The 16,706-nt window shown below is 59.0% G+C and carries 21 protein-coding genes; 4 read left to right on the plus strand and 17 right to left on the minus strand.

Annotated features, from left to right (window positions below):
* Positions 1 to 34: 34 nt before the first annotated feature.
* A complete protein-coding gene (locus ABEH28_RS11715; RefSeq protein WP_346630003.1) occupies positions 35 to 940 on the minus strand; it encodes a LysR family transcriptional regulator in 906 nt (301 codons plus the stop codon).
* A 118-nt stretch (positions 941 to 1,058) separates the two neighbouring features.
* On the opposite strand from ABEH28_RS11715, the gene ABEH28_RS11720 reads away from it, so the two are divergent.
* Positions 1,059 to 1,802, plus strand: a complete 744-nt coding sequence (locus tag ABEH28_RS11720) for an SDR family oxidoreductase (protein WP_346625597.1) — start codon at positions 1,059 to 1,061, stop codon at positions 1,800 to 1,802.
* 27 nt (positions 1,803 to 1,829) lie between these two features.
* On the opposite strand, the gene ABEH28_RS11725 is transcribed toward ABEH28_RS11720, so the two are convergent.
* Positions 1,830 to 2,132: a chorismate mutase gene (locus tag ABEH28_RS11725; RefSeq protein WP_346630004.1), complete on the minus strand. Its 303-nt coding sequence runs from the start codon at positions 2,130 to 2,132 to the stop codon at positions 1,830 to 1,832.
* Positions 2,133 to 2,134: 2 nt separating this feature from the next.
* Complete coding sequence (locus ABEH28_RS11730) at positions 2,135 to 2,974, minus strand: hypothetical protein (RefSeq protein WP_346630005.1); 840 nt, start codon at positions 2,972 to 2,974, stop codon at positions 2,135 to 2,137.
* Positions 2,975 to 3,686: 712 nt separating this feature from the next.
* Between ABEH28_RS11730 and ABEH28_RS11735 the strand changes: the two genes are divergently transcribed.
* The gene (locus ABEH28_RS11735) at positions 3,687 to 4,685 is read left to right on the plus strand and encodes a site-specific integrase (protein ID WP_346630006.1); all 999 of its coding nucleotides are present in this window, start codon (positions 3,687 to 3,689) and stop codon (positions 4,683 to 4,685) included.
* A 331-nt stretch (positions 4,686 to 5,016) separates the two neighbouring features.
* Here ABEH28_RS11735 and ABEH28_RS11740 read toward each other — a convergent pair whose 3' ends face one another.
* The 9 genes from ABEH28_RS11740 to ABEH28_RS11780 form a co-directional block, all read right to left on the minus strand.
* A complete protein-coding gene (locus ABEH28_RS11740; protein WP_346630007.1) occupies positions 5,017 to 5,232 on the minus strand; it encodes a hypothetical protein in 216 nt (71 codons plus the stop codon).
* Between the two features lie 161 nt (positions 5,233 to 5,393).
* The gene (locus tag ABEH28_RS11745; RefSeq protein WP_346630008.1) at positions 5,394 to 5,531 is read right to left on the minus strand and encodes a hypothetical protein; all 138 of its coding nucleotides are present in this window, start codon (positions 5,529 to 5,531) and stop codon (positions 5,394 to 5,396) included.
* A 38-nt stretch (positions 5,532 to 5,569) separates the two neighbouring features.
* Positions 5,570 to 5,866, minus strand: coding sequence for a hypothetical protein (locus tag ABEH28_RS11750; protein WP_346630009.1), 297 nt, complete (start codon positions 5,864 to 5,866; stop codon positions 5,570 to 5,572).
* 40 nt (positions 5,867 to 5,906) lie between these two features.
* Complete coding sequence (locus tag ABEH28_RS11755) at positions 5,907 to 8,711, minus strand: toprim domain-containing protein (protein WP_346630010.1); 2,805 nt, start codon at positions 8,709 to 8,711, stop codon at positions 5,907 to 5,909.
* A gap of 2 nt (positions 8,712 to 8,713) precedes the next feature.
* A complete protein-coding gene (locus ABEH28_RS11760; protein ID WP_346628055.1) occupies positions 8,714 to 8,947 on the minus strand; it encodes a hypothetical protein in 234 nt (77 codons plus the stop codon).
* 64 nt (positions 8,948 to 9,011) lie between these two features.
* Positions 9,012 to 9,386 (minus strand): hypothetical protein, encoded by a 375-nt coding sequence (locus ABEH28_RS11765; protein WP_346630011.1) that lies wholly within the window; start codon positions 9,384 to 9,386, stop codon positions 9,012 to 9,014.
* Complete coding sequence (locus ABEH28_RS11770; protein WP_110950420.1) at positions 9,386 to 9,667, minus strand: ogr/Delta-like zinc finger family protein; 282 nt, start codon at positions 9,665 to 9,667, stop codon at positions 9,386 to 9,388. The genes ABEH28_RS11765 and ABEH28_RS11770 overlap by 1 nt, the downstream gene beginning before the upstream one ends.
* A gap of 76 nt (positions 9,668 to 9,743) precedes the next feature.
* On the minus strand, positions 9,744 to 10,217 hold the full coding sequence (locus ABEH28_RS11775) for a YmfL family putative regulatory protein (protein ID WP_110950421.1): 474 nt from the start codon (positions 10,215 to 10,217) through the stop codon (positions 9,744 to 9,746).
* Between the two features lie 29 nt (positions 10,218 to 10,246).
* Positions 10,247 to 10,447 (minus strand): DNA-binding protein, encoded by a 201-nt coding sequence (locus ABEH28_RS11780; RefSeq protein WP_346628107.1) that lies wholly within the window; start codon positions 10,445 to 10,447, stop codon positions 10,247 to 10,249.
* A 103-nt stretch (positions 10,448 to 10,550) separates the two neighbouring features.
* On the opposite strand from ABEH28_RS11780, the gene ABEH28_RS11785 reads away from it, so the two are divergent.
* Entirely contained in the window at positions 10,551 to 10,907 is a 357-nt protein-coding gene (locus ABEH28_RS11785) for a helix-turn-helix transcriptional regulator (RefSeq protein ID WP_346630012.1), read from the plus strand.
* A 116-nt stretch (positions 10,908 to 11,023) separates the two neighbouring features.
* On the plus strand, positions 11,024 to 11,197 hold the full coding sequence (locus tag ABEH28_RS11790) for a hypothetical protein (RefSeq protein WP_346630013.1): 174 nt from the start codon (positions 11,024 to 11,026) through the stop codon (positions 11,195 to 11,197).
* 30 nt (positions 11,198 to 11,227) lie between these two features.
* Here the strand turns inward: ABEH28_RS11790 and ABEH28_RS11795 are convergent, their stop codons facing one another.
* Genes ABEH28_RS11795 through ABEH28_RS11815 form a run of 5 tightly spaced genes read right to left on the minus strand, consistent with a single transcriptional unit; the run spans position 11,228 to position 16,686 of the window.
* Positions 11,228 to 12,517, minus strand: coding sequence for a phage late control D family protein (locus tag ABEH28_RS11795; RefSeq protein WP_346630014.1), 1,290 nt, complete (start codon positions 12,515 to 12,517; stop codon positions 11,228 to 11,230).
* Entirely contained in the window at positions 12,514 to 12,954 is a 441-nt protein-coding gene (locus ABEH28_RS11800; RefSeq protein WP_110950424.1) for a phage tail protein, read from the minus strand. The genes ABEH28_RS11795 and ABEH28_RS11800 overlap by 4 nt, the downstream gene beginning before the upstream one ends.
* A gap of 6 nt (positions 12,955 to 12,960) precedes the next feature.
* Complete coding sequence (locus ABEH28_RS11805) at positions 12,961 to 16,230, minus strand: phage tail tape measure protein (RefSeq protein ID WP_346630015.1); 3,270 nt, start codon at positions 16,228 to 16,230, stop codon at positions 12,961 to 12,963.
* Complete coding sequence (locus ABEH28_RS11810; RefSeq protein WP_110950425.1) at positions 16,223 to 16,342, minus strand: GpE family phage tail protein; 120 nt, start codon at positions 16,340 to 16,342, stop codon at positions 16,223 to 16,225. Before ABEH28_RS11810 ends, ABEH28_RS11805 begins: the two co-directional genes overlap by 8 nt.
* An 8-nt stretch (positions 16,343 to 16,350) precedes the next feature.
* A complete protein-coding gene (locus tag ABEH28_RS11815; RefSeq protein ID WP_192130760.1) occupies positions 16,351 to 16,686 on the minus strand; it encodes a phage tail assembly protein in 336 nt (111 codons plus the stop codon).
* Positions 16,687 to 16,706: the final 20 nt, after the last annotated feature.

Raw genomic sequence — 16,706 nt, forward strand, 5'->3', positions numbered from 1 at the left:
GGTCGCTTAGGTCGAATCTTCCTGCGCCATGCCGTCAGGGGAAGGTCTGTAGATCGCTCAGGCAGTGGATCAGGTGATCGTAGACAAGACGTACCCTGCTCGGCACCGGCCCTGACTGCGTCCGGTACACGGAAAGGTCCATGGGCGGCGGCGCGGCATTCGGCAACACCTCGATCAGACGCCCGTTGCGCAGGTAAGCCTCGGCCAGGTAATGGGGCATCTGCGCAAACGTGACGCCCGCCAGTACGAATTCCAGTTCGGTCTCCGGGTCATCACAACTGAATGCGGGGGAGGGTGGCGAGTAGCTTTGGCCTCCGGACAGAAACCACGGCCAGGGTCGTCCATTGTTGCGATCAATCAGCGTCGACAGCGGCAGCTGTTTAAGGTCTTCCAGCGCGGATGGCATGCCCACTGCCGCGATCAAGTCCGGCGACGCGACGATCTTCAACGGCACTTGCGCCACCACTCGCGCGATGTAGCGCCGGTCCCGGACCGTGCCAATGCGAATGCCGATATCGATCCTCGAACCGACGGCATCGGTAAGTTGGTCATCCAGGCTCAACTCGATCCGCAGGCCGGGATGTTGCTGCATCAATGGCTGGAGGAAACCGGCCAGATACAGCTTGCCGATCGAGTGAGGCGCGGTGATGCCTACGCGGCCCACCACATCCGCCGCGGGATTTTTCGTGTGGGCCGCGAACAGGCGATCGAACTGGTCGAGGGTCTCACGCGCCTGTCGCGCCACGTCTGCACCGTACGCCGTGACATGAGCCTGTCGCGTGCTGCGATGAAACAACGGTTCGGCGAAGGTTCGCTCTAGTTCCTTTATTGCGCGGGTGACCTTTTGTGGCGAAGTGCCGAGGCGAGTCGCGGCTTCCCGAAACGTGGGTGCGTCCACAGCCGCCAAAAAGATACGCAGCATTTCCATTCGGTTCAGCATGGGCGGGCGCTCGTGTTCCAAAAAGTGGAATTCTCAAAACCGAACTCTTCCATTTTCTGACAGGAATATCCATCGCAAACTGGCCCCATCAACTTCCCAACGCTTCAGGAGAACTGCAATGAGCAATGGCATCCAAGGCAAAGTCGTCGTCATCACTGGCGCCAGCAGCGGACTCGGCGAGGCCACCGCGCGGCACCTGGCAAAACTGGGCGCCAAGGTTGTCCTCGGCGCACGCCGTCAGGAGCGTATGGACGTCATCGTCCGCGACATCAAGGCTACCGGCGGCGAGGCATCGGCCTACACCGTTGACGTCACTCGCCGAGACGACCTGTCGGCACTCGTCGAAAATGCTGTTCGCGACTTCGGCCGCATCGACGTCATGATCAACAACGCCGGCCTCATGGCCATCGCGCCGATCGCCGAACTGCGCGTCGACGAATGGGACCGCATGATCGACATCAACATCAAAGGCGTCCTCTACGGCATCGCCGCCGCACTGCCGAAGTTCGAAGCCCAGGGCTCCGGCCACTTCATCAACATCTCATCAGTGGCCGGCATCAAAGTCTTCAGCCCGGGCGGCTCCGTCTACAGCGGCACCAAGTATGCCGTCCGCGCGATCTCCGACGGCCTGCGCCACGAAGTCGGCGGCAAGATCCGCACCACCACCATTGAGCCCGGTGCCGTGGATTCCGAGTTGAAATTGGGCAGCGGCCATCAGCCGAGCGCGGATGTGGTCAAGGAGTTCTACAAACAAGCGATCCCGGCCGAATCCGTCGCCCGCGCCATTGCCTACGCGATCGAACAGCCGGGTGATGTGGATATTAACGAGATCGTGCTGCGGCCTACTTCGCAGGATTTTTGATGGGGGCAGGTATTGCGGCTGGGGTGGTTAGGTCGCAGTACCGCTTCTCAATGCAGCATGAGCTGCCAATTCTTCTTCGATGAACGCTGCAATCATCGCCCGGTATACCTTTTCTACTACCTCGGCAGAGGCCCCGCAGTCCTCTGCGACGGCCCGGACTTTCGCAATCACATCCTCAACCCGTGAGGTAGCCTTAACCTCTGTCGTCGTCTTTTTGAACGCTGCGGCCTGATTAACCAGATTTCCACGACGGGCAAGCAGTGATACAAGATCACGGTCAATGCGGTCGATGTGCTGCCGGACTTCTTCAATCGATGTGCAGGTGACCATAGTCAGTCCTCGTCCTTAATTCGGTATTTCACAAAAGCGATATATTTGGCGAATGCGAAGTTCAGGATCTTCTTTTTTGCAGACCCTGACAGGTGCCCAGCCATGATAAATCGTGCACCTGCGAGATCGGTAAGGTCGCTGAGCTTGAATGCTGAAAGCATGTCATCTTCCAAGTCCTTATCCCGAATGAGGATGCTTGGCTCACTCAGATAGTCGCCGCAGTTGAGCCATGCTGAACCGTCCTTTCGGTTGACGTTATTAATTTGTCCCCAGAACAGACGCACGGAGCCCAGCTCAATGTTCGAAAGTTGATATTGGGAGGACAGTAAGCGGCGAATGCTCCCTTCAAGTACTACCCGCCCGTTGTCGGCGGTTATCCTGATGTTGGTTTCATCTTCGGGATACTCAGGGTTACGCATCAGCCTCGACAGGATTTGTCTCAGCGACTTATTGACTGGATAGTCGGCTGCGTTCGCGTATTGCTTTTGGATACTGCCCCACGGTGATCCTGCGGGAGGTGTCGTGGGTGGGGCCGGTGTCAGAATGGTCTGGGGTGTTCGCTTGTCGAGATCCACGACAATGTGCGCAGTATTTTCACCATCGACAATGCCAGGCTCTTCGCCGTCTACGACGAGTACCACCGTTTTGATTTGGCAGCCTTCTTTGTGATGCGCTGCGAAACATGCAGCCCTCTCGCGCAGTCCACCCGTTGAGCCGCGGACAAACCAGGCGCCTGCCTCGCACTCGACACATCTGATATTGCCCGCGTATTTATCCACATCCTGCTGAAACTCGGCCAGCGAGCACAGGCTTAGGTCCACGCGGTAAATGACTGATTGCATCTCTTATCCTTAAGCGCAGCCGATGGTTGAAAACTGGCTAAGTGCCGTCCTGGTTCGATCATACTTAATGTTCGTCGTTATGCTAGCTGAGAGGCTTCTGAGCTGGTTGTCGGACGCTGCCTACAGATAAAACGGCTAAGTGCGAAAGCGGTTATGTGCAGCAGTGGGACAGGTGGGTTTGAACGCCGTTAGAGTTGCGGCGTGACAAGTGGCGGTTTACCGGCTAAAGCCAGTCCTACGAAGTGCGCACGTTGTGTCAGTAGGACCGGCTTCAGCCGCGAAGAGGTCGGTTTGAATGCGGCGTGACACATGGCGCCTTCCCGGCTAAAGCCAGTCCTACGAAGTGCGCAAGTTGCGTCAGTGGGACTGGCTTCGATCGGGAGGGGGGCGGTTTGAACATCAGCAGTTTTGCGCCGTGGCGCTCGCCGTCTTTCCGTCCCCTTCACAGCACTCACCAAATCCCGCCCACAAAAAAACCGGCTCAAATCTGGCCGGTTTTTTTGTGCTTCAAGTCACGTAACCACTTGAAGGTGTTGCTGTTTGGTGCCCCGAGGGGGCGACGGCAAGCTTCTGGCAGCAAGCGGCTATTTAGTGCAATTGCCTACAGAGCCCGTTTTGTCTGGTCTCATGCGGTGGCCGGGTAGGGCAGATGGCGGCATAAACGCGCATCTGCGTGGTAGCCTTTACGCCATTTTTACGCCAGGAGGGCGTTATGGCGTCGTATCGAAAGCGAAGTGGTGGATGGCGGGCGGAGGTCGCAAAGTTGGGCGTGCGGGACTCTCAGACGTTTGAGACCAAGGCGGCTGCAGTGGCTTGGGCGACCGCCCGTGAGGTTGAAATAGCCTCGCAGAACGGGAAGTCCCGCTCGACCGTGGCTATGACTTTATCGGAAGCCCTGCAACGGTATAAGCGCGACGTCTCCCCGACCAAAGCTGGCCAGCGTTGGGAGGAACTTCGACTGGACAACTTCGACAAAACTCTGGTGTGGGTGGGGGATCTCATGAGCTCGATCACATCCGAGCAGGTCGCTCAATGGCGAGACTCAAGGCTTAAGACCGTTCAGACGTCGACCGTCCGGCGTGAGATGACGCTGCTGTCGTCAGTTTTTGAAATTGCCAGAACAGAATGGAAAGCTTGCCTCGTCAATCCCGTTAGAGACACCAAGCGCCCGAGGAACATGCCACATCGCGAGCGCCGAGTTGAGGCAAGTGAGACTACTGCGCTGATCAACAGGCTAGGTTACATTGCGGGCGAACCGCCCCAGACTCTGCTCCAGGAGCTGGCGTATGCGTTTCTGATTGCTCTTGAGACAGCTATGAGGCAGGGAGAAATATTGGGTATTACCGCGCAGTGGGTAAACCTGCCGGAGCGGTTTGTTCGCCTACCCAAGACAAAGAATGGATCGAGTCGGAATGTGCCGTTAAGCAAAAGAGCAATTGAGCTGCTCGCTGTTTTATACGAGGGCAAGCGACCGGCTGACCGTCTATTCAGACTGGAATCTTCGTCAGCCGATACGATGTTCCGCAGGGTGAGGGATGAGCTTGGCATTGTAGGGCTGACTTTTCATGACACGCGTCATGAAGCTATAACCCAACTTGCTCGGAAGGTAGATGTCCTCGATCTAGCTCGGATCACAGGCCATAAAGACCTAAAATCCTTGATGGTCTACTACAACGCGACGGCTTCAGAGTTGGCGAGTCGGCTGGATTAAAAGCCTGCGGCTAAGCAGGCTTTTTGGTCAAGCAGCGGACCGCTCCCGCCTGGGGACGGGTAGCCTTGCTCTGTGCTGACGTACCCAGGTTATTACTTCTCCAGCAAACCACCTTTTGGCCGCTTTAGCACCTGAAGCGCAAGGCTGCACGCTTCCGGGGAATGTTGGTTGCACAACGACTCTCCGTTCAACTGTGTAGGCGGACAGTTTCAAATATGCGGCGATGTCTTGCGAGGTCCACAGCTCGTACTCGATCGCCACATTCGGCCGTTGTAATTGTTTGATCAGAGCTTCGATGGAGGCGAGCAAACCCTGTCCAGGCGCGGGTGCTTCAGCGTGCATAGCGGCGCCCCTTTGCTAGCTTAGCGGCGACTTTCTCGGCCATAAGTTCGATCCACTCATCCTCTTTCCTTTTTTGCCGAGTGCGGCTGCAGTTCTGGTGCGTGCGAGTCGACCGAGCTTTTCCGCAAATATCACAGACACTCGGCAGGTCGAGTCGGTGGCTCGCCATCGTTGGTCGTTGGCGGGCAGCGGCTTGCTTAGGCATCAAGCACCTCGCTCAGCTCGAACGTATGTCCATCCACAATCGTGTTCATGGTAGCCTCGGCCGTGCTGCCGTTGAGGGTTTGAGCTTGCATGGTTCTCTCCTTTCAGGGGTGGTAGGTGCCACGGGGTTGCAGCCCCATGGCACCGACTTCATTTGGATTTCTAGCGAAGGATCCAGATCATCAGATCCGGAACCTGCACCGCGACTACTGCGATCAGCGTCACAGTCAGTAACGCTCCCAACAACTGTCCCAGTAGGGCGCCGCGAGCGGCTTGCTCAAGTGGTTCGGTGTTGCGCATGGTTCTCTCCTTTCAGGGGTTTCCGGTTGCAGCCGGCGTTACAGGTCGCTGTCTGGCAGTCGCACCAGGTACAGCACCAGGTCTAAAAACTGATCGTTGTCTTCCTCGCATGACTGCCAATCCAACACCGATTGAATTTGCCGCCGCGTGCAATTGAGCACCAGGATCTCCCGCTGACCATCGATGCCACGGACCTCCAGAATGTCGACGAGTCCGTTGGGCCCATATGCTTCCGCCTGGACGGTTTTGCGCTGGTCATTCCCCAGGTCGTCGAGCAGCTCCGTAACGCGGATTTGTTGCGCCTGCGCCGTGCCGGCGACGATTTGAATCTGCATGGTTCTCTCCTTTCAGGGCTGTGCGCCGTGGGTTGCAGCCCTACGCCTGGAACATCCAGCACTTAACGGTGGGGGATTTTGTAATGGTGTTGTTGTGCCGTGTCGCCTGGTAGGCCCGAACCGCGCTATCCACTGCTTTGTTCGACTCCAGAAACTTCCTGCGACGAGACTCCTTCAACCGATCGCGCAGCTCGCTGACGTCGGCCAGTTTCTGACGATGCTCGGCGGCACGCTCCACGAACTCGTTGAGATTGATGGCGATTACGTTGTCTTTCTTACTGTGGTTGACCACCGGCCCTTCCGCGTCCAGGCCCTGCAGATAGTCATAAACTTCCCAGAATTCGGCTACGACTGGATGGTCTGCACTGATCGAGCTTTGTCGCTCGATCGCCATTGCAACGATGCAGCGCTGCGTGGTGCTGATCTGCGCGTCCGTCAGCGGTATGAGCGAGCGGATGCAATCAACCAAGCCAAGTAGCTGCGCGTGGTTTTTAACGATCCGCTCTACCCGGATGTACCCGCGCAGCTGGTTGCCGCAGTTCTGGCACGCCGCCTTTTCGTTGTTGCCCGGGTATTCGGTATCGCAGCTGATGCAATGGGTATGCAGCCGACGAAGCCGGGCTTCGTGAGCCGGGATCTTGTCCGCGAGGGTGGACATGACGTCGGCTTCACGCTTGACCGCCCGCAGCAGAAAATGGCTGAGCTTGTTGCCGTCCAGCGCCGTGAGCTGGTCAGCCGCAGCGCGGCTTTCTGGAGTAACAGTCGGGCGAACGAAATGCAGCTTAACGATCCGTGTCATGATGGCTTCGGACGCCACAACCGGAGCGTTCTGGCTGATCGCGATGGTGCCCCGGAAGGGCGGCTCGTAAGTTTCGTTGCCGGCTGTCTTGACGCCTTTGGTTGCCAGTGTGCCGCCGCCGAAGTAGTCCTTCAGTTCATCCCACTCGAAATTCTTGGCGTGGGATTTGTCGTCGCCGCTTCGGTCAGACTCCAGCAGTACCACCGGCATCCCGGAAACTTGACCCATTAAACGACTCCGGCCGGCTTTGGTCGATTTGGAAGGGTCGAAACCCTCGTAGCCAGATCGTCCCAGCAACTTCCACAGCAGGTTGAGCAGCGTGGTTTTACCGGCGCCGGCTTCGCCCGTTGCTTCCAGGAAAGGGTACGACTGATAGCGCCCCCGGATTTGCTCGGCGAAAAGTGATCCGAACCAGAATGTCAGCGCCACCACGCCCTGGGCGCCGAAGCACGTCCACAGCAGCTTTGCCCAGTCATCGCTGTATTCCTTTGGATCGCGCTGGATGCGGACCGGCACCGCTTTTTGCAGTGTCTTGAGTCGCAGTTTCCCGAACTCGAAGAACTCCTCGTCGTTGACCGCCACGACCTGACCATCCTTGATTGCCATGTCTCCGTAGACATAGCAGGCGTACTCTTTGCTGTAGCCAACGAAGTCGATCGTCTGGACCGTTTTGATCGCAAATAGCTGGTCCTTCATGATCTTGTCGAGTTGCTGACCGCTGCCAGTGAACACGGCACCTGCAGCCATGCCCAGAAGGCGCTTCTTGAATTCGCTCGCGGCCGCGACCTGGCCGCCGGTGAACGTGTTCTTTACCGACACGCCGTCGTGGGGGAAGTCGACTCGGAAGAAGTACCAGGACTCGTCGGTGATCTCGTTGCGTTGGAAATACAGTGCCTGCGGGTAACAGTTGGCGATCTCCACCACGCAGCCGGACATGCGCAGCGCCTTCTCTCGCATTGCCTTGTTGTTCAGCTGCTGCTCTTCGTGGTTTTCGCTCGTCTCCAGCGCTTGCATGGCGCTGTTGAACTTGCTGATGTCCAGCTTCCACCAGTACAGACGGGATTCGAAGCCAAAGTGAAATTCCTCTCGCTCGCGCCAGTCGTACATCAGCAGCGCTTTTTCCGAGGCACTCTCCGCGATCAGCAGGGCGCCGTGGTGGCGTGCTTCGGCGAGGTCGCCGTCCAACCGCTTTTGCCGGTCGGCTTCGTCGTCGATAAACGCCCAGCGCTGATGTAGATCGTTCCAGTCCACCTTTCGCGCATCACGCTGCGGGATCTGCGCGGCAGTACACTCAAACCCCATCGCACGGGCCATTGCCACCCATTTGCGCGTGTACTTGTGTGCGCCTGGTTCATTGTCCAGCGCCCATACAAGCCTTGGGAGACTGCCAGCCCGTAGCGTGATCAGCGCCTTGAGCGAAGCTTCCGGGAAGGCGTTGGACGACATCGCGGCGACAGCGTCGATATCGTTGTGCTGCAGGGCAATGGCGTCAAAGATCCCCTCGACAATCCAGAGCTCGCGGGTGTTGGAGAGGTCGACGTGCGGGGAACACCACCAATAGCCCCTATACGATTCCTTCGGCTTGAACCGAGCCTTCTTCTTTCCGAACCGGTGAGGTCGGTCGATCAGGCGCTCCCAATAACCCCCGCGCTCCAAAGGGAAGCGCACGGTTGCCGATCCGATCTCCAAATCCCGATCAAAGTAGCTCTCTTGAGTGAACAGGCCTGCGACCAGGTCCATCTTGAACCCGCGAGCGAACTCCAAGTAGGCGCGAGCCGTGGCAGTGGGCTGATCATCAGTTGCCGGCGCCCGTTTGCTCCAGTCGTCGAAAATGTCGTCGTACAGCTCTTTAACGTGCCACTGCTGACCGCACTTGCTTTCCCGGCCGCACTTGATGAACCACGGGTTCACGAAGCTCGAGTAGAGCTCTTTTTTGCCGCATGCCGGGCATACACCGCCGCGCATGAAATCAGTGCCGGCACGATGCTTCAGCCCGTAGTCATTTTCGAGTCGGGTCAATACGTCAGCCCGGATTACATCTTCCATCGTCAAGCCTGCTTACTTATGGCGGCCTGTAAGGCGCCGAGAGTGGTTTTTTGTGCTGCCAGGGCCGGGTAAGCGGAAAGGATCGCGCCGGAGCGCAGACCGTCAGGGACGCGCCGGAACTCATCCGAATACCAGTGCTCTTGAATCCCAATGCGTAGCCGCTCGCGCAGCTCGTACTGCAAGGCTTCTGCAAGGCTCTTGCTCAGGTCCATTCGGATTGAAAGTGCTGTGCTCATGGCTGTATCCCTGATTTCGGGCGCAATTCGCCCAAACCCACACGCTTTGGGTCGTGCTATTTGTTCAGATGGTCGGGGGTATCTGTCGCTGCCCGGGCAAGTCGATCAATTGCTCGAAGATATGGGCGACGGGTATGGCGTAGGCGTTGCCGCTGGTGGGGTCAGTCAGCACCGCCACGGATTCGCTGCTGTTGGCAAGATCCAGCCGACGCTGATCGCCAGTGGAGCGCAGTTCGCTGTAGGCAAGGGCCGCGAGCGTCTCTGCGAGATAAAGGGGCACTTCCAGAGAGGTCTGTAGATAGGTCACAGCCCGGACGAAGAGCTGCTGGTCATTCTCCAGATGTTCGCCCTGGTGACGCTGCATGAAGCATAGGGCAGCGCTCTGCATCGTCGAGCGATACTCCAGTTCAGGGTTTTGCGCTTTCAGTACGATTTTCATCAGGCCGTCTCCAATCCCAGTAGATCCATCTGTTGTTCGCCATCCTTTTTCATCGCGTGCCGGCGGATCGCAACCGGTGCCACCGGCAGGCGAACTGATGGGTTTGGCATGCCGGACGGGCTCATTTCGTGAGTCATCTCGAACTCGGCGCGAACGGACCAGCCACACGCTTCGTTGGTGCATTGCAGGTAGGCGATACGCAAAAAGATATGCGTGCCCTCACTGGTTCGGATGCGCATTCGCCCCTGGCAGTGCGGACATACCAATTTGTAGGTGCTCACTTGTTCTCCCCGCCGCTAGTTGCGGCCTTCGGCTGACGCCGAGAATTGGCGGCGCTTCCTGCGCCTACTTCGGTTCCTACGTGCCCGGGCGTTCCCGGTGCAAAACGATCACGGCGGTGATCTCTTCATGGCTGGCCGCGACGTGGGCGCGGTGCGCGGTGAGGATGTCTTGCACTTCGCTATCGTTGATGACCCCATCTTCGAGGGCCTTGGCAATGATGGCGTCGACCAAACCGCGCTTGATGGAGGTATTGATCGAGCGTGCATACAGATCGAGGTTGTCCAGCTGACCTGCCTCGGCAACGGGGACGAAAACCCCGCCGTACAGGCCGCAGACGAAGTCCGGCAGGTGGGTGGTCCCTGTCTGTGATTCCAGAAGGCAGATCTGCTCGTCCGTCAACGGGCGACTGCCGGCGTTTTCATAAGCGTGGTTATCAAACTTCTTGACCGACATGCCGAGTCGCGGTGCAGCGCAGTCACGCCCGCCCGGGTAAGCACAGATCACTGCGCTGACCACTTGGCGGCGGGTTTCTAGAACGGTGCGTTTCATCTTCTGGTTTCTCACCGGCAGAACTGCAATTAGTTTGATATCACGCCGTCTTTGATACGCAGGAGCACAGCTGCTCGTCGTGCCTCGCCTCGAACGCCTTTCTTCCGACCGTTCAATAGATCGCTGACCAAATTTTTGTTCAGAGCATGTTTCCGGCAGAACTCGGCGATCGTGACCCCGTTTCGGTCAAGTTCTGCGCGGGCTTGCTCGGTTGTCAGGAGGACGGGCATAGTGTTCATATGTGTTCAATCGTGTTGTGTGTGCCATCATTATGCCCAAGAAATTGTGTGTGTAAAGCGGCGCGTGCCAAATATTTGTGTGTCTGGAGATTCCTTGGAAAAAACTTTGGGCGAGCGGCTCCGGGAAGAGCGCGACCGGCTTGGCATTAATCAAAACGAGCTGGCTGATATTGGAGGGGTGAAACGCAACTCCCAGGGTAACTATGAGCGCGGCCGGCAGAACCCGGACACCGCGTATTTGCTGGCCGTCGCGAAAGTAGGGGTCGATGTCATGTACGTCCTTTTCGGGCGCCGCGACCACGCCGTTGAGGCGCGAGCAGGAATTGAGGCCGAAATGATTTGTTCCTTCCGTTCGCTGAGCGCCGCCGATCAGGCTGTAGCCCGACGCGTAGTAACTGGGCTGGCGGAAATGAATACCGGCAGTGTCAATCCAGCGGCTCAATCCGATTAGGTAGGCGACATTTGCCCCATCATTCCGGCCATCGCCGATAGCCGAAACTAGCCCCTTTCGGCTATTTAGATTCCTGTGAAGCCGTCGATGCTTACCGTTTCCCAGGAGTGTTAAGCATGTTGGATCGAGGCGTTTTGGAGAGGCTTGAGCAGGATGCTCGAAACAACGATTGTCCCGACTTGAAGTTGACTCAACTGGAGAGCGTGCTGCTCCAGCGATACCGCCAGATGTCGGAAACCGATCAGGCGCACCTGCAGCGCCTGGCAGAAATGCTGACCCGGACGAAATAGGCCCGAGTTCCGCAACCGCGCTCCGGCTGATCACGCCGGAGCTCCGGTAGTAGGCGCACTGTTTTTTGCCTGCAGCCGCTTATATTCCCTCTCAACTGCCCGCTTCGCCGTCGCTTTGCTTTCGTACAGGTGCGTGAGCCGTCGTGGCCGTGCCTGGTCGCCTGCCGTGACAGTGTGTTGTTTCGCGGTCTTCGATTCCCGGTACCAGGCGATGATGCCCGTGTAGCTTTTGCCATCCTCTGCAAGCTCGGCAACTTCATCCCCGTCGGGCAGTTGCGATTCCAGCTCCAGACTGGTGGTGAAGGCGTCCGAGGTGAAACTGTGCTTCACATTGCCGCCGAGCCAGATGATGTCGGCAATCTCCTGCTTGATCCCTGTCAGCGTGTACGTCAGTTCCGGCGCAAGGTCTGGCCGGCCGTGGGCGAGCGTGTAGCTTAACGTCGCGGTTCCGCGCTGTAGGCGGTTCCACTCGGCACGTGCCGCAACGATGGCACTTTTTCGATCGGTGAAAGAGTGCCTCAGATCCTTGATGTTCTCCCCGCCGCCGGAAATGGCGCTCTTTTTCTCGGCACTGTTGACGTCGTAGTAGAAGGCCCGCACGCCGGTATAGCTGTCACGGTCCGCCTGCAGAAAGCGGTGCTGATCACCATCGAGCCGCGTGAGTGTGACGTGCGGCAGGTTCAATCCGCTCGCGTTGGTCGCCTTGCCGATCGGCAGGAACAGCAATCTGTCAGCCTTGACGGTGGCGATCGCGTCGTACTCCTGGCCCAGACGCGTTAGCAAATTCGCATCCGATTCGTTCGCCTGGTCGAGATGCACCAGCTCGATCACGTTCAATACCGCGCTGATGATCGGCGCGAGCCCGTAAGCCCCTGCAATAGCGGTAATTACGGCGCCAATCGTCTGGCGATGCCAGCTACGCTCGCGCTTGACCTTGAGCCCTGCGCGCAGATCGACGCTCCTCGCTCGGATGCTCAGTTGATCTGGAGCGCCGCTGTGTTCAGTTTCGTCGACCGTAAACGTTCCCTTATCGACCAGCCCGGTATCACTCCACCCGAGCCAGACTTGAAGCGTGGCACCCTTGGGCGGGATCACTAGCAGGCCGTCGTGGTCGGAAAGCGTCACGTCCAGCTGGTCCGCCTCGAGTCCGCGGTTGTCAGTGAGCTCAATACTGACCAGGCGCTTTTCCACCGCCGCCGTAATATCGCGGCCGTCGACCATCAGACGGCAGATAGGGCGGGGATAAGCCTTCGCCTCGCGCATGGATTTCTGCGCGCTGTCCAGGTAGCGGTCAACTTGGTCAATAGCCTCATCGATCACAGGACGGCCCTCAAAATGTTGCCCGCGCTGCTTACGGCAGAGCCGAGCAAATCAACGCGGCCGTCGTCGATGCGCTTCAACGCGATAGTGAATTCAATTCGACGCGCTGCGCCGTCCTGGAAGAACAGCGTGCGCGTCTCGTTGATGCTTTCGATCACCCAGATGCCGAGAATGCGGCCGGTCCCCTCAACCAACGGGTAAGCCTTGCCGGTGTCGGCCATGTAACGCAGCGTGTCGACGCTCAACGGCGTGCCAGCGAGTGCTGGCAGGAGAACTCCAGGAAGCGTGATCGAATCGTCGCCGCGTCCGAGAAACTGACGTGCCGGATTGGTGCCGATGCGGGAGGTGGAACCGTGCCGCCATTCCGTTTGCCGCTGCAGCTCCTGGTACACCAACGTTTCAAGGCTGAAGATGAACATGCCGAGGGCCATCATCATGATCGTTTACTCCTGGTCATACAGCGAACTGCGCGCCCGAGCCCGCTTCGCGTTTTGACGTTTATCCAGCTCCGCAGAAACCGCTCGGGCGATCGCGGCCGCATCCATTCCCGGGGCTGCGTGGATGTTGATTTCGATGTGGTCCGGGGCCGATTGCACGACCGGCTGTGGTGCGACTGACGCGATAGGTGGCCGGCTGTCGACGGCAATGGATGCCGGCGCTGCGGTCATTCCCACTGCGATGGCTCCTGCTTGAGCCAGGTTCTTGCCCATCACGCTGATTGCATCGAGCATTCCAAAGCCTTCAGGTGCCTCGGAAGGGGCTGCGCCGGCCGGTCGACCTGTCCCGGCAATCCCGATCGCGATTTGCCCAACCTGCGCGACTCGCTTCCCAATGCCTGCAAGCACCCCGAGCATATCGGGCGACGTTTTAGGTGCGGCCGGGGCCTGCGTCACAGCTGCACCGTCGCGAGGTTTCTGAACGGGTGGTGTCACCACCAGGTGCGGTTGAGGTTGGATCAGCGGCGTTCCGGCTGGACTCTCTGGAGCGCCCTGGACCGGCAGAATGGTTTGGGCGGGCGCGCCTTGAATTGGCAATATGGTCTGGGCGGGTGCAGCTTGACTTGGGGTTCCATTCGGCGCCCCACCAAGTTGCGCCAAGCTTTTACCCAGGGTCGAAACCACGCTCAGCACCATGCCAGCAGGCGTATTAGATAGGCCTGCTTGCGATGCGGCCGACGACAGTGCTGTGATCGCACTGAGCCCGGCGTTCGCCATGGTCTTCCCTGCGTCCGTGATGCTGGACAGTAGCCCCTGCGATGCACCCGGGGCAGGAGCTCCTGAGACAGCCGGGAGTACCGGCGCCCTTGGCAGTGCTGCAGGAGGCGTCACGTTGGTGCCGATCGTGATCGTGCCGGCTTGAGCGACGCGCTTTGCAATGGCCGCAACCGCCTCGAGCGGGCCGCCCTGTGTCTGAGTCAGCCCCTGTGCAAGACCGGCCATGGTGAATCCACCGAGCTCGGCGAACACCCGGGACGGGCTGTGAATGCCGAGCTTTTCCTTGAACCACCCGATCGTTTCGGTACCGGCTTCGGAAATAGCGGTCTTCACGCTGCCCATGGCGTCCCGAATGCCGTTGACCAGGCCGGTCATGATCATCCCGCCGAATTCGGTGAACCGGTTAGGCAGCTCAACACCCATGTAGCTTATCACCGCCGCGAACGCCTGATAGATCAGACCGATCGGGCTGAAATTAGCGATCGTCTTCAGGATGCTGCCGATGCCCCCGCTGAAGCCCTGTTTGATTTCCTCCCAGGCACCTGCGAAGTAGGTTTTCACCTTGTCCCAGTTGGCATAGATCAGGTATGCAGCGAGAGCGATCGCGGAGATTGCCAGGCCGATCGGGTTGGTCAAGAACAGCCGGCCGAGCCACATGAAAGCCTGCCCCACGAAGGGCAGCACCTTCGACCCCAGGTTAATCATCATCCCAATGAGCGACGGCAGCTTGATTCCAATCAGCGACAAACCGTAGCGCACCGCCAGGAAAGGGCCGAGCGTTGTCGCCAGGGCGAGCGCGACAGAGCTGAATCCGATCGACAGGGCGGCGATGCCGGCGACAACTTTCAGAATGCCCAGCACCAGGCCAGGGTTGGCGTCTGCCCAGGCGGTGAGGCGTGCCATGACACCGTTCAAACCATTGACCAGCTCGATCAGCGCCGGCCGCAAGGTGGCGCCGAGCGCGCTGCTCAGGTTGAACATGCGGTTTTGTGCCATCTGCCAGCGAGCTGAAAGCAGGTCGGCCCGAATGTCGCCCTCGCGCTGCATCGATCCGTCGCGTTTGGGCGCGGCTTTTGCGCCATTCACCAGATCGAGCTGACGCTTATATTCGCCCAGGTTCGACGCGAGCTTGGCGGCGTCGTCCCCGTACTCTTTGCCGAAGAGTTGAGTCATGACCCCCAACTGCTTGTTTTTCGGCAGCTTATTGACTGCCTCCATCACCTTTTGAATCGTGCCGGTGGCGTCTTTGGTCATGCCGTCCTGGACGGATTTCGCTTCCAGCCCGATCGCCTGCAGACCTTTGACGAAGCGCTTGGGCTGCTGGGTGGCGATAGCCAGTTCGCGAATCATCGCGTTCGTTGCAGTTGCGGCGATCTCTGACGATGCCCCCAGTGTCAGAAACGTGGAGCCCAGCGCCGCCGCATCCTTGAACGACATCCCGACCGAAGCCGTGACGCCTGCAGTGCGCTGCATCACGTCGATGATGTCTTTGCCCTTGGACATGGCGTTGTCGTCGAGGTAGTTGATCGCATCACCCAACTGGCTGACGTTCTTGATCGGCAGATGGTAGAGCTGGGCGATCCGTGCAAGGTTTTCGCCCACTTGCTCGGCCGGAAGTTCGAAGGCAGTTGCCGCTGTCGCCGCCACGCGCGCGAACTCGAGCAGATTGTCTTTACCTTCGACGCCCATCCTGGCGCCGCCTTCCACCAGGGCGGCGATATCGGTTGTCGCCATGGGGATGGTCTCGGACATCTTCTTGATGGCCGCGCCCATTTCGTAATAGGTCGCTGTCAGTTGCCCATTGTCATCCCGGGCGCCGCTGACCTGCTTCGCAACGCCTGCCATGGCGTCTTCATAGGAGGCGTAGTTTTTGACCATGCTCAGAATTGGCATGCCAGCGGCGGCGCCGACAGCGCCCGCACTCGCGCCCGCCACGGCCGCGTTGCCGGCTAATTCCTTGCCCTTGGAATAGTTCTTCTGTGCTCGTGACACGCGCTCCTGCTGCTTGGCGAGCGCGGATAGCCGGTCTTTCTGCGATTGGATGGCGATGTTCGCCGCCTCGATCTCGCTCTTTAGACGGCGCTCGGTGGCTCCGAGGTTACGGGTGTCAGCGCCCGTCGATCGCATCAGCGGGATAAGCCGCTGCAGCTCCGATCGCTGGGCAGTATGTTTGTTGGTCAGCTTTTCGACAGCGCTGCTCGCGTTGACGAACGATTTCTGGAAGGCGGCGGTGGGCGCGTCCATGCCCTGCAGCTGCTCGCGCAGCGCGCGCAATCTGTTCTGCGCCTTGGCGAGCTCTTCGGAGGACTGCCGAACCGCCTCCTTCTGACGTGTGTAGCTGGAGATATTGGACTGCTGGGCGTTCAGCTCCCTGAGCTGGTCCCGGGCCGCTTTGAGCGCGCGCGAAGTGGAAGTACTCCCGGCGCTGATCTGTTTCAGGGGGCCAGTTACCTTGTCGATCGCCGACAGCAGTACTTCCAGCCGCAGCTTGTCACTCATCCTTAGCCCCACTTCGCACGCGGGCGCGTTCGCGCCAGTCCATCAGTTCGGTCAGGGACAGCGGATCCATCGCCGCTGGTCCCCAGTGGAAAATCACGGCGATGTCCGCCATTGCGTCATCTACGCAACGAGGGACGCATCCGCCTTCGCCGACTTCGGCAACAAAAAACCAGTTACCAGGCTCGCGAGCTGAACCAGATCGGCAGGATCCATCTGGCCGATTTCGTGTTCGGTCAAGGTCGGGTTCGTGATGCGCGGGAGTACTTTGCGCAGGGCCAGGACGTCCATTTGCAGAAGGTCTGTCAGCGTCACCCCGCGCAGTTCGCCTGCCATGGGTTTGCGAAGAGTGACCTCGTTGATCTCGGACGATCCGCGCTTGATCGGGCTGTCCAGAATGATGGTGTTCGGGTTCGGCTCGACGGCGGTGATTTCGTTGGCGGTCTCGGTGGTGGTCATGATTGGTACTCGTTAGGGAG

Origin of the sequence: Pseudomonas sp. Ps21-P2, assembly GCF_039672565.1 — a bacterium.
GTDB lineage: Bacteria > Pseudomonadota > Gammaproteobacteria > Pseudomonadales > Pseudomonadaceae > Aquipseudomonas.